Annotated in this window: 12 protein-coding genes; 3 read left to right on the top strand and 9 right to left on the bottom strand. The window is 47.2% G+C overall.

The window, feature by feature from the left end; translation table 11 throughout:
- Positions 1-39 precede the first annotated feature (39 nt).
- The gene (gene queD / locus M2387_RS23125) at positions 40-399 is read left to right on the top strand and encodes a 6-carboxytetrahydropterin synthase QueD (RefSeq protein WP_259052925.1); all 360 of its coding nucleotides are present in this window, start codon (positions 40-42) and stop codon (positions 397-399) included.
- 191 nt (positions 400-590) lie between these two features.
- Here the strand turns inward: queD and queE are convergent, their stop codons facing one another.
- The 5 genes from queE to relA form a co-directional block, all read right to left on the bottom strand.
- On the bottom strand, positions 591-1,262 hold the full coding sequence (gene queE / locus M2387_RS23130) for a 7-carboxy-7-deazaguanine synthase QueE (RefSeq protein ID WP_259052959.1): 672 nt from the start codon (positions 1,260-1,262) through the stop codon (positions 591-593).
- Positions 1,263-1,412: 150 nt separating this feature from the next.
- On the bottom strand, positions 1,413-2,708 hold the full coding sequence (gene eno, locus M2387_RS23135) for a phosphopyruvate hydratase (protein ID WP_259052926.1): 1,296 nt from the start codon (positions 2,706-2,708) through the stop codon (positions 1,413-1,415).
- 89 nt (positions 2,709-2,797) lie between these two features.
- A complete protein-coding gene (gene pyrG, locus M2387_RS23140) occupies positions 2,798-4,435 on the bottom strand; it encodes a glutamine hydrolyzing CTP synthase (RefSeq protein ID WP_259052927.1) in 1,638 nt (545 codons plus the stop codon).
- A 195-nt stretch (positions 4,436-4,630) separates the two neighbouring features.
- On the bottom strand, positions 4,631-5,437 hold the full coding sequence (gene mazG / locus M2387_RS23145; RefSeq protein WP_259052928.1) for a nucleoside triphosphate pyrophosphohydrolase: 807 nt from the start codon (positions 5,435-5,437) through the stop codon (positions 4,631-4,633).
- A 170-nt stretch (positions 5,438-5,607) separates the two neighbouring features.
- The gene (gene relA, locus M2387_RS23150; RefSeq protein WP_259052929.1) at positions 5,608-7,839 is read right to left on the bottom strand and encodes a GTP diphosphokinase; all 2,232 of its coding nucleotides are present in this window, start codon (positions 7,837-7,839) and stop codon (positions 5,608-5,610) included.
- A 979-nt stretch (positions 7,840-8,818) separates the two neighbouring features.
- On the opposite strand from relA, the gene barA reads away from it, so the two are divergent.
- The gene (gene barA / locus M2387_RS23155) at positions 8,819-11,569 is read left to right on the top strand and encodes a two-component sensor histidine kinase BarA (protein ID WP_259052930.1); all 2,751 of its coding nucleotides are present in this window, start codon (positions 8,819-8,821) and stop codon (positions 11,567-11,569) included.
- Positions 11,570-11,575: 6 nt separating this feature from the next.
- On the opposite strand, the gene M2387_RS23160 is transcribed toward barA, so the two are convergent.
- Entirely contained in the window at positions 11,576-12,148 is a 573-nt protein-coding gene (locus M2387_RS23160; RefSeq protein ID WP_259052931.1) for a TetR/AcrR family transcriptional regulator, read from the bottom strand.
- Positions 12,149-12,323: 175 nt separating this feature from the next.
- On the opposite strand from M2387_RS23160, the gene M2387_RS23165 reads away from it, so the two are divergent.
- Positions 12,324-12,665 (top strand): helix-turn-helix domain-containing protein, encoded by a 342-nt coding sequence (locus tag M2387_RS23165; RefSeq protein WP_259052932.1) that lies wholly within the window; start codon positions 12,324-12,326, stop codon positions 12,663-12,665.
- Positions 12,666-12,722: 57 nt separating this feature from the next.
- Here M2387_RS23165 and M2387_RS23170 read toward each other — a convergent pair whose 3' ends face one another.
- The 3 genes from M2387_RS23170 to M2387_RS23180 are packed head-to-tail and all read right to left on the bottom strand — an operon-like array spanning position 12,723 to position 14,305.
- Positions 12,723-13,172, bottom strand: coding sequence for a flavodoxin (locus M2387_RS23170; RefSeq protein ID WP_259052933.1), 450 nt, complete (start codon positions 13,170-13,172; stop codon positions 12,723-12,725).
- A 24-nt stretch (positions 13,173-13,196) separates the two neighbouring features.
- Positions 13,197-13,976 (bottom strand): tRNA pseudouridine(65) synthase TruC, encoded by a 780-nt coding sequence (gene truC, locus M2387_RS23175; protein ID WP_259052935.1) that lies wholly within the window; start codon positions 13,974-13,976, stop codon positions 13,197-13,199.
- Positions 13,976-14,305, bottom strand: coding sequence for a YqcC family protein (locus M2387_RS23180; RefSeq protein WP_259052936.1), 330 nt, complete (start codon positions 14,303-14,305; stop codon positions 13,976-13,978). Before M2387_RS23180 ends, truC begins: the two co-directional genes overlap by 1 nt.
- Positions 14,306-14,375: the final 70 nt, after the last annotated feature.

Below are 14,375 nucleotides of genomic sequence, written 5' to 3' on the forward strand. Positions count from 1 at the left end.
TTATCATCCGCTCGTTTTTAGTTTTTAGAGATAGGTTTTATGTCCACCACCTTGTTTAAAGATTTTACCTTCGAAGCTGCCCACCATTTACCCCATGTTCCTGCAGGTCATAAATGCGGTCGACTACATGGTCATTCATTTATGGTGCGGCTGGAAATTACCGGGGAAGTTGATCCTCATACTGGCTGGATTATGGATTTTTCTGAGTTAAAAGCCGCATTCAGACCCACCTATGACAGGCTGGATCACTTCTACCTGAACGATATTCCAGGCCTGGAAAACCCCACCAGTGAAGTTCTCGCTCAATGGATTTGGCAAGAAATGAAACCCATACTGCCTTTGCTGAGTGCGGTGATGGTGAAGGAAACCTGTACTGCGGGTTGTGTCTATCGGGGATAATTCTGCCCGGGATTAAATTAGCGCTGGCAAAAGTAGCAGACCTTTACCAGCGTATATCTGAATTTATACCCTAAATAATTCGCGTTGCCTGTAAGTGCAAAGGGAAGCCCGTCGATGAGCATAGACACACAATGTGACTCGGCGGGCTGATTGCCTGCAACGTCCAGGCAGCTTGAAGTATGACGGATATATCAGGCAATATTCAGGTATTTATGGGTTTGCATTGAGAGACGCCAGTTTCTGGCAATACAGGTTTCAATACACAGTCGGGTAGCGTCTTCTTTCTGACTGATTGGCTGTAAGGCAATAATGCGATTGGGCGCTTCTGGCAGAGCTGTAAGCAGTGAGTCCAGCGCTTCAATATCTCGTACACGCCCTACCGGATGTTTTATCTCATTCGCACGTTCCAGAGCCTGTCCCAGCACATCGAAGCCTCCACGCATATTCACCTTCGGTGAAACCGTCACCCAGGTATCCGGGGTACAAAGCACTTGATGGGTACCGCTGGTTTCTATCTGGCAGCTAAAACCATTGGCTTCCAGTAATTGCGTCAGGGGGATTAAGTCATAAAGACAGGGTTCGCCGCCGGTAATCACAACGTGGCGTGCGGTATAGCCTTGTCGGCTAATGATAGCCAGCAAGTCTTCAGCACTCGCCCCGGACCATTTATCGCTTTCTTTGGTTTTGGCCAGCACGCTAAACAAAGAGATTTCACGAGAAGCGAGTTTATCCCAGGTATGCTTGGTATCACACCAGGCACAGCCAACCGGGCACCCCTGCAGACGAATAAAAATGGCAGGCACGCCAGTATAAAAACCCTCTCCCTGGAGAGTCTGGAACATCTCGTTTATCGGATACTGCATAATCATTCCGTATTTATCGTAAAAATTGATTATCGCAGAACCTGAGGCAGAGATCATGGGTAAAGCACCCGAGCATGTAAGCAGGTATTTATTATGACGAAAAAAAACCCGCCGAGGCGGGTTTATCAGGCTAAAAATTAACGGCGCAGATTACTGGCCTTTAACTTCTTTCAGACCATTGAATGGTGCTGCATCGCCCAGAGCTTCTTCGATACGAATCAGCTGGTTGTACTTAGCAACACGGTCAGAACGGCTCATAGAACCAGTTTTGATTTGGCCAGCTGCAGTACCTACCGCCAGGTCAGCGATGGTTGCATCTTCAGTTTCGCCTGAACGGTGAGAGATAACAGCGGTGTAGCCTGCATCTTTCGCCATTTTAATCGCAGCCAGAGTTTCGGTCAGAGAACCGATCTGGTTGAATTTGATCAGGATTGAGTTAGCAATGCCTTTATCAATACCTTCTTTCAGGATTTTGGTGTTAGTTACGAACAGGTCGTCACCAACCAGCTGGATTTTGTCGCCCAGTACTTTGGTCTGGTAAGCAAAGCCAGCCCAGTCAGACTCGTCCAGACCGTCTTCGATAGAAACGATTGGGTACTGTTTGGTCAGTTCTTCCAGGAAGTGAGTAAACTCTTCTGAAGTGAAGGCTTTGTTACCTTCGCCAGCCAGAACATATTTACCATCTTTGTAGAACTCAGATGCTGCACAGTCCATAGCCAGAGTAACGTCTTTACCCAGCTCGTAGCCTGCTGCTTTAACCGCTTCAGCGATTACAGCCAGAGCTTCAGCATTTGAACCCAAGTTTGGAGCATAGCCGCCTTCATCACCAACAGCAGTATTCATGCCTTTAGACTTCAGCACTTTTGCCAGGTGGTGGAACACTTCAGAACCCATACGTACGGCTTCTTTCAGAGTTTTAGCGCCAACAGGCTGAATCATGAACTCCTGGATGTCGACGTTGTTGTCGGCATGCTCACCACCGTTGATGATGTTCATCATTGGCAGAGGCATAGAGTATTTGCCCGGAGTACCGTTCAGTTCAGCGATATGAGCATAAAGTGGCAGGCCTTTAGAGGCAGCAGCAGCTTTAGCAGCAGCCAGAGAAACAGCCAGAATCGCGTTAGCACCAAAATTAGATTTATTCTCAGTACCGTCGAGATCAATCATGATTTTATCGATGTTAGCCTGATCTTTAGCATCTTTGCCAATCAGCGCTTCAGCAATTGGGCCGTTTACTGCGCCAACTGCTTTCAGAACACCTTTACCCAGGAAACGAGACTTGTCGCCATCGCGCAGTTCCAGAGCTTCACGGGAACCGGTAGAAGCACCTGATGGTGCAGCAGCCAAACCTACAAAACCACCTTCCAGGTGAACTTCAGCCTCAACAGTCGGGTTACCGCGGGAGTCAATGATTTCACGACCGATAACTTTCACAATTTTGGACATAATCAGTTTTCCTCAAGTCACAATGTTAAACTAAAACTCCAGACAAACAACGCGCGATAATGTCGCGCGTTGCTGTACTTACTCTCTGCCTACTTAACCTGGCGCTTCTGATACTCACCGGCAGCTTTCACAAAGCCTGCAAACAGTGGGTGCCCGTCACGTGGGGTCGACGTGAATTCTGGGTGGAACTGGCAGGCAACAAACCATGGATGATCGGGAATTTCGATTATCTCTACCAGTTGGTCATCACCAGAACGACCTGCTACACGAAGACCTGCGGTTTCAATCGGCTTCAACAACATGTTGTTGACTTCATAGCGATGACGATGACGCTCAATAATCGTTGGCTCATTGTACATCTGGCGAACCAGGCTACCGTCAACCAGCTGACACTGCTGGCCACCCAGGCGCATGGTTCCACCTAAATCGCTGCTTTCAGTACGCACTTCCACGTTGCCGTCTTCATCGCGCCATTCGGTGATCAATGCAACCACCGGGTACTTACAGTCTGGCACAAATTCCGTAGAGTTGGCATTTTCCATGCCAGCAACGTTACGTGCGAACTCAATCAGAGCTACCTGCATCCCCAGGCAAATGCCGAGATAAGGGATTTTATTCTCACGCGCATAGCGTGCGGTAGCAATTTTGCCTTCTACACCACGGTAACCAAAGCCACCCGGGATAAGAATAGCATCCAGCCCTTTTAAGATTTCAACGCCACGCGTTTCTACATCCTGCGAGTCAATCAGCTTGATGTTCACTGTCAGGCGATTTTTAAGTCCGCCATGTTTCAGTGCTTCAATCACTGATTTATACGCGTCTGGCAGCTCAATATATTTACCTACCATACCGATGGTGATTTCACCGGTCGGATTAGATTCCTGGTAAATAACCTGTTCCCATTCGGTCAGGTCGGCTTCCGGACAAGTTAAGCTGAATCGTTTACAAATATAATCGTCAAGGCCCTGTGATTTCAACAGTCCTGGAATTTTATATATAGAATCGATATCTTTCAGAGAGATTACCGCTTTCTCCGGGACGTTACAGAACAATGCAATCTTGGCACGTTCATTAGCCGGTACGGTACGATCGGAGCGGCAGATCAAGACATCAGGCTGAATACCAATCGACAGCAGCTCTTTAACAGAATGCTGAGTCGGTTTAGTTTTCACTTCGCCCGCTGCTGCCAGGTAAGGCACCAGGGTTAAATGCATGTAGAGAGTATGTTCACGGCCAACTTCTACCGCCATCTGACGAATCGCTTCAAGGAATGGCAGGGATTCAATATCACCTACAGTACCGCCGATTTCGACCAGCACCACGTCATAGCCTTCGCCGCCTTCCAGAATACGCTCTTTAATCGCGTTAGTGATATGAGGAATAACCTGTACGGTTGCTCCCAGATAATCACCACGGCGCTCTTTGCGCAACACTTCGGAGTAAATGCGACCAGTCGTAAAGTTATTACGACGGCTGGTTTTGGTGCGAATAAAACGTTCGTAGTGACCCAAATCAAGGTCGGTTTCAGCGCCGTCTTCGGTAACGAACACTTCCCCATGTTGAATAGGGCTCATGGTACCCGGATCGACGTTGATGTACGGATCGAGTTTCATGATGGATACGTTGAGGCCACGGGCTTCAAGAATAGCTGCGAGAGAGGCTGCGGCAATGCCTTTACCCAGAGAGGAAACGACCCCGCCGGTCACAAAAATATAGTTCGTTGTCATGCTGAACCTGAGAAGTTAGGTTTAAAGACGATGGAGTACCAGGACGGGAAAGCAGTATACCCGAACAGGGCAGACGCCACAAATTTTCATTTGCTGACAGAAGCCCGTTGTTCGGTAACCATTTGTATTTTTAGCGAAAAATGATTGATATTGGTTCTATTTCGCGCCTGTCACTACCATCACACTGATATATCGCTATTTATCACCCGCCAGTTTCATCTTTTCCTGGTGTTTAACTTGCTGCCAGGCCTCCTCCATCACGTCCAGGCTGGTTTCTTCCATATTCAACCCTTGGGCTGCGATGATAGCCTCAACCTGTCGGAAACGTGACTCAAATTTTCGGTTTGCTTTATGAAGCGCTATTTCCGCTTTGGTTCCCAGATGTCGCGCAAGATTAACGGTTGCAAACAGCAAGTCGCCTACTTCTTCTTCCAGTTTCTCTTCATCAACGACCACTTGCTTCGCTTCGAACATCACTTCATCAATTTCTTCGTGCACCTTGTCCAGTACCGGGCCAAGGGTTTTCCAGTCAAAACCAACGGTGGAGCAACGTTTTTGAATTTTTTGCGCCCGCATCAGGGCCGGAAAAGCTTCAGGGATATCATCAAGCACAGAATACTGGGCTTTTTGCTCCCGCTCTTCGCGTTTAATATTTTCCCACTGGGATAACACCTTTTCGCTGGTGTTCGCCTCAGTATTAGTGAAAATAGGGGCATGCCGCCGCTCCAGTTTGTCGCTAATAGCCTGACAGACATCCTCAAAGCTAAACTGTTCTTGTTCCCGGGCTATCTGCGCGTAAAACACCACCTGAAACAGTAAGTCACCCAGCTCTTCGCGTAATCCGTTGATATCATTACGCTGAATAGCATCCAGTACTTCGTAGGTCTCTTCCAGAGTATAGGGAGCCAGCGTTTCATTGGTTTGTACTTTATCCCACGGACAACCGTTCTCGGGATCTCGCAGGCGCTGCATAATACCGAGCAGACGGTTTAACTGACTCATGATAAATCCTTAAAAAATACTTCAGGCCACAATAATACTGATGATAACTACCCTAAATAATTCGGGTTGCCTGTAGGCGCAAAGGGAGGCCCGTCGATGAGCATAGATAAACTATGTGATTCGACGGGCCTGCCGCCTGCAACACCCAGACAACTTGAAGTATGACGGGTTTAGCCATGCAGTCGTCGGGCATCAATAATATCGGGAACTTGATTCAGTTTCCCCAGCACCCGGCCTAAAACCTGGAGATTATAAATCTCAATATTCATATCAATGGTCGCCAGTTGCTGTTTGGTATCACTACGGCTGGCAACGCCCAGAACATTGACCTTTTCATTAGCGAGAATAGTCGTGATATCACGCAGTAAACCGCTTCTGTCATTGGCAGTCACACGCACCACCAGAGAGTAACCGCTTGAGTAGCTTTCCCCCCAGACCGCATCAACAATACGTTCCGGTGCATGAGACTTCAGCTCTGCCAGCTGATCGCAGTCAGCCTGGTGGATAGAAATACCCCGGCCTTGGGTGATAAAACCAATAATTTCATCACCAGGGATCGGCTGGCAGCAGCGGGCAATATGGTGCATCAGATTACCGACCCCTTCAACCACTACGCGACCATCATCTTTACGCTGTGACTGCTGCGGTGAATAACTTTTCTGCTGCAACTGCCGCAGCGCTGCCGCATCCTGCTCTTCCGCGCTGGGTTTATTAAACTTCGCCTGCAGATAGTTACTCATCTGGTTAAGACGAATATCGCCGCCACCAATCGCTGCCAGTAACTCTTCCATTTCGTTAAAGTTATAACGTGGCAGTAAGGTTTTTTCGGCTTCTTTCAGGCTTACGCCCAGGCGTTCAATTTCATCATCCAGAATCTGCCGACCGGCCAGAATATTCTTGTCCCGGTCTTGCTTACGGAACCAGTTATGAATTTTTGCCCGTCCGCGACTGGTGGTCACGTAACCGAGGTTAGGGTTTAGCCAGTCACGACTTGGATTAGGCTGTTTCTGGGTAATGATCTCTATCTGATCGCCCATTTGTAACTGATAGGTAAAGGGAACAATACGTCCGCCAATTTTGGCACCAATGCAACGATGTCCGACATCGCTGTGGATATGGTAGGCGAAGTCGAGAGGGGTTGATCCTGTTGGTAAGTCAACCACATCCCCTTTCGGAGTAAAGACATACACCCTGTCGTCAAACACCTGGCTACGGACTTCGTCAAGCATTTCACCCGAGTCAGACATCTCTTCCTGCCAGGCAATCAGTTTACGTAACCATGCGATACGATCTTCATGCCCGGTACTGCCGCTACGCGAGTTCCCTTCTTTATATTTCCAGTGAGCGGCGACACCCAGTTCAGACTCTTCGTGCATCTGCCGGGTACGGATCTGAATTTCAATCGTCTTGCCATTCGGGCCCAGTACAACGGTATGAATCGACTGATAACCATTTGGCTTAGGATTAGCGACATAATCGTCGAATTCATCGGGTAGATGACGGAAATGGGTGTGAACAATACCTAAAGCGGCATAGCAATCTTGCAAGCGTTCAGCAACGACACGTACGGCCCGCACATCGAATAGTTCGTCAAATGCGAGATGTTTTTTCTGCATCTTGCGCCAGATACTATAGATATGCTTAGGTCGGCCATAAACCTCAGCTTTTACGCCTTCTTCCTTCATTGATGAGCGCAGCATCGCCACAAACTCATCAATATAATGTTCTCTGTCAATCCGCCGCTCGTGCAGCAGTTTTGCTATGCGCTTATATTCATCCGGGTGCAAATAGCGGAAGCAGTAGTCCTCCATTTCCCATTTTAGCTGACCAATTCCCAGACGGTTTGCCAGCGGCGCATAGATATTAGTACATTCCTTGGCCACCAGAACACGTTCGTCTTCCGGGGCGTCCTTTACTTCACGCAGATGGGCAATACGTTCTGCAAGCTTAATCACCACGCAACGGAAATCATCCACCATCGCGAGTAACATACGTCTTACATTGTCGACCTGTTCAGAAGAGACGGAGTCATTATGGGTAGCTTTAAGATGACGGATAGCATCGATATCGCGCACACCATGAATCAGCATAACGACTGATTTCCCGACGCTTTCTTGCATCACCTCTTCACTGACGACTCCAGAATCAACCAGGGGAAATAGCAGAGCTGCGCGTAACGTCTCATTATCCATACTGAGCATGGAGAGAATTTCAACCATCTCAACGCCGCGCCACAATAATAATTCGGCATCCGGATGCCCTTTTGTCTGGCTCTCACAATATGACCATGTTTCGGCCAGACGCTCACACGACTGCTGGTTTGAAATCCCGAGGCTTGCTATCCATTTTTCAGGCGCAAATTCGCCAGCTTTATTGAGATGTGCACTTCTAACCGCAACCATTCTTCTCTCCTGTGAAACCGAAATCAGGTAATTAAGACCTGAGCAATCTCTTAACCATGCTTAAAAAAGGCTATCTTCCCAATCATTCGAGTGACTCGCAGACTCGTTTCACGAAGGAAAGACCCGGGCAACCTTGCGTATCACGGGTATCCACTCTCAGTGATACTTCAGTACCCGGCTAACATTTTTATCTGCAATCGTTATCTGATTGTAGGATACCGGCAGTATTTTTCGCAGTGACAGACGGATAAGGTACTCGATAGCATTTACGATTTTATAAAACCAAAAGTCCAAATGTTATCAAACCGCTGGCAACCAGACTGCCGGTTATATTTTCATCTGAATAGCGATGGAAATATGAAATTTTTCAGCAAATTGTACTGAACATTATATTGTGCTTTTAGCATCAGTGCAGCATTACCTTCTGCACATGCGATCTTAGTGACACCTTTTTTAACAGGAATAGTCCTTGTCCTATTCAACAAAATAGCGCGAATGGCGTGTCAGATGGCGGCTGTACCTGCTTAGTGGATCATCTGTTAACCAATGCGCTCATCAGCTGGATAAAATCATACTGTTTAAAGCCGTAAATCTGCGTCACCCTGTAATGTATGACCCGTACTTGCGAAAAGTGTTCCAGTTTTGAATTTTAACGGCCACATATACCTGTTGAGGAGCGTCAGGTCACAACAATACCGCTTCTGACTTTCGGCGATACCCGCTAAAACAGACAATGAAATCCTATTACCCCCATAAAAATGCACTATGATTGGGCGGTGAAGTAAATTGGGGCACTAAAATGGGGCGTAAGTGATAATAATCCCCCGGAGTGGCTTTTTAGACTATCGATCGCGCAACTTAACATGACGACTTTGATGTTACACGTAGGTTTGCAGCGTTTCACAGAGTAGAATGCACTGTAATATTATCGAAATATTATGATGCTTAACGTTGCATTATTGTCCCATACCGGAATGCCATGACTAACTACAGCCTTCGCGCACGTATGATGATACTGATACTGGCCCCCACGCTGCTTATTGGTTTACTGCTCAGTACGTTTTTCGTTGTACATCGTTACAACGATTTGCAAAATCAATTAGAGAATGCCGGTGTCAGCATTATTGAGCCTTTGGCCGTCGCTAGCGAATATACAATGAACTTCGATAACCGGGAGCCTTTACGTAAACTGGTGAGTGTCATTCATCGCAGGCATTCAGATATCGTGCGTGGTATTTCGATTTACGACAATCAGAACAAGTTATTCGTCACCTCAAATTTTCAGCCTGACGCCTCCTCGCTTCAAATGCCTGATGACGAAAGTATTCCTGCGCATCTGACAGTAAGCCGCGAAGGCTACAAGATGATCTTGCGCGCTCCTATTATGTCTGAGATCTATTTTCAGAATGAAGAAAAGGGTCAGGAGGAGTCTCACTCCGGGTATATCCAAGGCTATGTGGCTATGGAGCTGGACTTACAGTCAGTAAGACTTCAGCAATACCGCGAGATTTTCACTTCAACGATGATGATGCTGGCTTGTATCTCGATTGCCATGCTGTTTGCTTATCGTCTGATGCGCGATGTCACAGGCCCGATTCGCAATATGGTAAATACCGTTGACCGGATACGACGCGGGCAGCTGGATAGCCGGGTTGAAGGATTTATGCTGGGTGAGCTGGACATGCTCAAGAATGGCATTAACTCTATGGCAATGTCACTCACCGCTTATCATGAAGAGATGCAACATAACGTTGATCAGGCGACTTCAGATCTGCGTGAAACCCTTGAGCAGATGGAAATTCAGAACGTAGAGCTGGATTTAGCCAAAAAACGGGCTCAGGAAGCAGTGCGGATAAAATCTGAATTTTTGGCCAATATGTCTCATGAGCTACGAACCCCACTGAATGGCGTGATTGGTTTTACCCGACTGGCACTGAAAACTGAGCTTAATCCGACCCAAAGAGACTATTTATTCACTATTGAGCGTTCAGCCAACAACCTGCTGACTATTATCAATGATGTGCTGGACTTCTCTAAGCTGGAAGCCGGTAAGCTGTTGCTGGAAAATATTCCGTTCCCTCTGCGCAATATTCTGGATGAAGTCATCACCCTGCTGGCACATTCAGCCCATGAAAAAGGGCTCGAACTCACACTCAATATTCAAAATAATGTCCCTGATAATGTCATCGGCGACTCACTACGTTTACAGCAAATTATTACCAACTTAGTGGGTAATGCGATTAAATTTACTGAAACGGGTAATATTGATGTTCTGGTTCAGAGGCGGGCTGAAGGTAACAATAAAGTTCAGATCGAGATGCAAATCCACGATTCAGGCATTGGCATCCCTGAACAGGAGCAATCTCGACTCTTCCAGGCATTTCGCCAGGCTGACGCCAGTATTTCTCGTCGTCATGGTGGCACCGGGCTTGGGCTGGTAATCACTCAAAAATTAGTTAATGAAATGGGTGGCGAAATATCCTTCCACAGTAAGCCTGATAGCGGTTCAACGTTCTGGTTTTATATTAACCTCGACTTAAATCCGCATGCCGTCGTGAATAACAAAGTCATGAATAAACTTGCGGGGCGCAGGATTGCTTATGTCGAAGCCAATGTGAATGCCGCGCAGAGTACCTTAAATCTGCTTCAGAGTACGCCATTATCGGTGGTACATACCCCTTCTATTTCAGGCCTGCCCAATGAACATTTTGATATTTTGCTGATTGGGGCTCCGGTAACCTTAAGTGAAAATCAGCCGCTGGCTTATATTAATCTGGCACAGGCGGTCACCATGAGTGATTGCCTTATCCTCGCCTTACCTTGTCAGGCACAGATCCATGCTGAGGAGCTCAAACGCAGGGGTGTCGCTGGCTGTCTGTTAAAACCAGTCACTTCCACACGTTTATTCCCGCTGTTGCTGGAAAGCTACAACCATACGGCCGCAGCGCTACCCACGTTAGTCCAGAATGGCAAACTACCTATGACCGTAATGGCGGTTGATGATAACCCCGCTAATCTGAAACTGCTTAGCGCACTCCTGGAAGACAAAGTACAGCATGTGGTGCTGTGCTGTAATGCACTACAAGCGCTGGAACAAGCGCGTCAGATGGAACTGGATTTGATACTGATGGATATTCAGATGCCTGATATAGATGGTATCCGTGCCTGTGAACTTATCCGTCAGCTGCCGCACCATAAAAATACACCAGTGATTGCAGTCACGGCACACGCAATGGCCGGGCAGAAAGAAAAATTACTGATGGCGGGGATGAATGACTATCTTGCTAAGCCGATTGAAGAGAACAAATTACATAATATTTTACTGCATTATCAGTTCAATACTCTCAATAGTGCCACGCTAGTGCCAGCTCTTGAAAGTAAACCTGTGGTTAATCAAACCTTTGACTGGGAACTAGCGCTCACCCAGGCGGCAAACAAACCTGAGCTGGCTCGAGAGATGCTGACAATGTTGCTGGCGTTTTTACCGGAGGTACGTCATGTGCTGGAGCAGCAGCCATTAAGCAAGGATCCACAGCGAATAAAAGATATCATTCATAAGCTGCACGGTAGCTGTAGCTATAGCGGGGTGCCACGTTTGAAGAAACTCTGTTTGCTGCTCGAAACAGAGTTAGCAAAAGGGGTTGCGCCTGAAATACTGGAACCGGAAATTCTGGAACTCCTGGATGAGATGGAAAATGTGACGCACGCTGCACAAGCGTACCTTGACTAGCCTTGCTCAGGCTTTAGTCATCCCGCGCCACATAACATCAAATCCGGCAGCCATATATTCTTGCTTGCGTTCTTTTTCTCTGCCTGCAAACTCCATCGTGGTTTCTGCCAGAGAAAAAAAGATAGCATCACCGAAAGGTGACTCACCACAAGTGAGATATTCGTTAGTGACACTCTCGTTAGAGAGCTGGCGCAGTTCAGGGAATTCATCGAATGTCTTCCGTAAGGTTTCCTTGGTTATTTTCCCTGAAACAGACAGTTGGCTCATGGTTTTTCTAGCATCAATGTTAACCAGTCCCCACTCGATATAGCTATTCCATGTTTTCCGGGCACGCTCTTTCACCGGTTGAGCCTGATCGTAGGTCTTCATTAGCTCAATACCCAGAGCATGCTTGTGGTAATGGTAGACCTCGTTAAGTAACACATCCTTAGTCGCGAAATAACGAAATAACGTTCCCTCGGCAACGCCAGCTTTTCTGGCGATAAGCGAAGTTGCAGCTCCCAGACCGAATTCGGCTACGGCACGAGTTGTCGCATCGAGCAACGCTAATCTTTTATCTTCACTTTTTGGACGAGCCACGCTACCTCACAAAGAATCAGTCTGAACAAAAATACCCTGTCAGGTTATCGCTGCTTACCTGAATGTACTGCTAAGTATTATACCGTAAATTTTATTGACGGTTGAGCCTTCATATCTATAATGAGTGTTCACTCACTCAATTAGTCATAACAACACCTTTTTCTAAGGAGGTGGTATGTCCGTACCTCAAGGTTTTATGGAATCGCTGCTTGAATGGGTAGACGATAATATGCAGCGTCCTCTACGAATTGAAGACGTCGCAAAGCAGTCCGGATACTCAAAATGGTATTTACAAAGGATGTTCACGGGTTGGGCAGGGAAAAGTCTTGGCGCTTATATTCGGGAGCGTAAACTCCAGCTTGCGGCAGAGGATCTTAAAAACACCAGCGATAGAATATTGGATATTTCAATACGTTATGGTTTTGATTCACAACAATCTTTTACCCGTACCTTTGGCAAAAAATTCAACACCTCTCCAGGCGCTTATCGTCGTACTGGTGAAGAAACGCTGAATTGAACAGATAACGCCTGAATTAAAGGCATTATCTGTTCAAGCATACCGGGCAATCAGTGACTATTTCAGCAATAAAGCCCACTGCTCAACCCATGGATTAGATACGGATTCAGGTTCTGGATCTTCACTACCGTCAATCAATAACAGGCTACCGATACGCGTCGCACCCTGCTCTTGCAGTAAGGCATCAAACTGTTTTCCGCCACCACAGAAAACATCGTAACTGCTATCACCAAGGGCAATTAATCCATAACGTAATTCGGGCTGATAACCCACTTCGTCTTTAATCGCATGGAATAACGGCACAATACTATCCGGTAAATCGCCCTGTCCGGTCGTCGAGGTAATCACCAGAGCATAATGATGCCGATAGTACTGCCACTGGACTAATTCTGGATCTTCAAACACTTTCACACTATGGCCGTGTCCGGTCAGAATAGCTTCCGCCTCCTCTGCAACAAACAGCGCATTTCCATATAACGTACCGACAAAGATACCTACTTCAGCCATCGAATTATTCCTTATTAATAAGCACTAGGGTGTGAAACCATCGTGACAATCATTCTGTTCAGCGTTCTCCGTTTCAATCTCAGATAACAGCCCGCGCCAGCCGAATTCTGACAACATATTCATCCATATGCTATCAAGGTTAGCACGCAACGTTAACGCTTCGCCGGTTATCGGATGAGTCAGAGAGAGTTGGCTGGCATGCAGCATTAATCGCTGACAACCGAAGTGTTCTGCCGCCCCTCTGTTCTGGCGTAAATCCCCGTGTCTGGAATCGCCGATAATCGGATGGCGCAAATGCGACATATGGCGTCGGAGTTGATGTTTACGACCTGTCTGAGGCTCAAGTTCGACCAAGCTGTAGCGGGCTGTAGGATAACGTCCCACAGCAACCGGCATTTCGACAGAAGCCATACCGCGGTAATGGGTGATTGCCGATTGCGGTTGTTTATCCTCGGTACTGAATTTGTCGGCAATTTTATCTTGCTCTTCAGTCAGTGGATAATCGAGGATAGCTTCATCTTCCAGCCAGCCGCGCACCAGGGCGTGGTAACGCTTAACGATTTGATGCTGTTCAAATTGCTGTGATAACAGACGTCCCACATCACTGGACAGCCCCATTAACAACACACCAGAGGTGGGTTTATCCAGGCGATGCACGGTAAAAACATGCTGCCCCAGCTGATCGCGCACGGCTTGCATCAAAATCCGCGTTTCATGCCTGTCCAGCCAGCTGCGATGGACTAACCATCCGGAGGGTTTGTTCACCGCGACCAGCCACTCGTCCTGATAAATAATCTCTAACATCAAGAACCAACCGGATTAAAAAAAGCGTCTAAAGACAATAATGCCGCCAGTAAGGGCTCACGTTCACGTCTTGAACTATCCAGCGCCATTTCATAATAGGGAGCAATAGCAAATTCACCTGGTAGTGCCTGCTCACTATCAAGTAAAGCATGCATACGAGGGATCAAAACCCACTGCAGCCATTCAACAGGATCGAGGGTATCCATGCAAAAAGGCTGTGTGCTGTCTAACGCCGCAGGATACGGCATTATTTCCTGCCACAGGGCGTGGTCACGCAAAACCTGCTCAATAATGATAAGGTGCTGGCGAACTTGAGTCTGGCTGTCCATGAAAACCTTAAGCTGCTATGAAAATAGAGAAGACAGGATAACATTTCTTCTGCTTATCGGAAAAATCATC

It is taken from the genome of Klebsiella sp. BIGb0407 (assembly GCF_024807845.1).
Lineage (GTDB): Bacteria > Pseudomonadota > Gammaproteobacteria > Enterobacterales > Enterobacteriaceae > JGM124.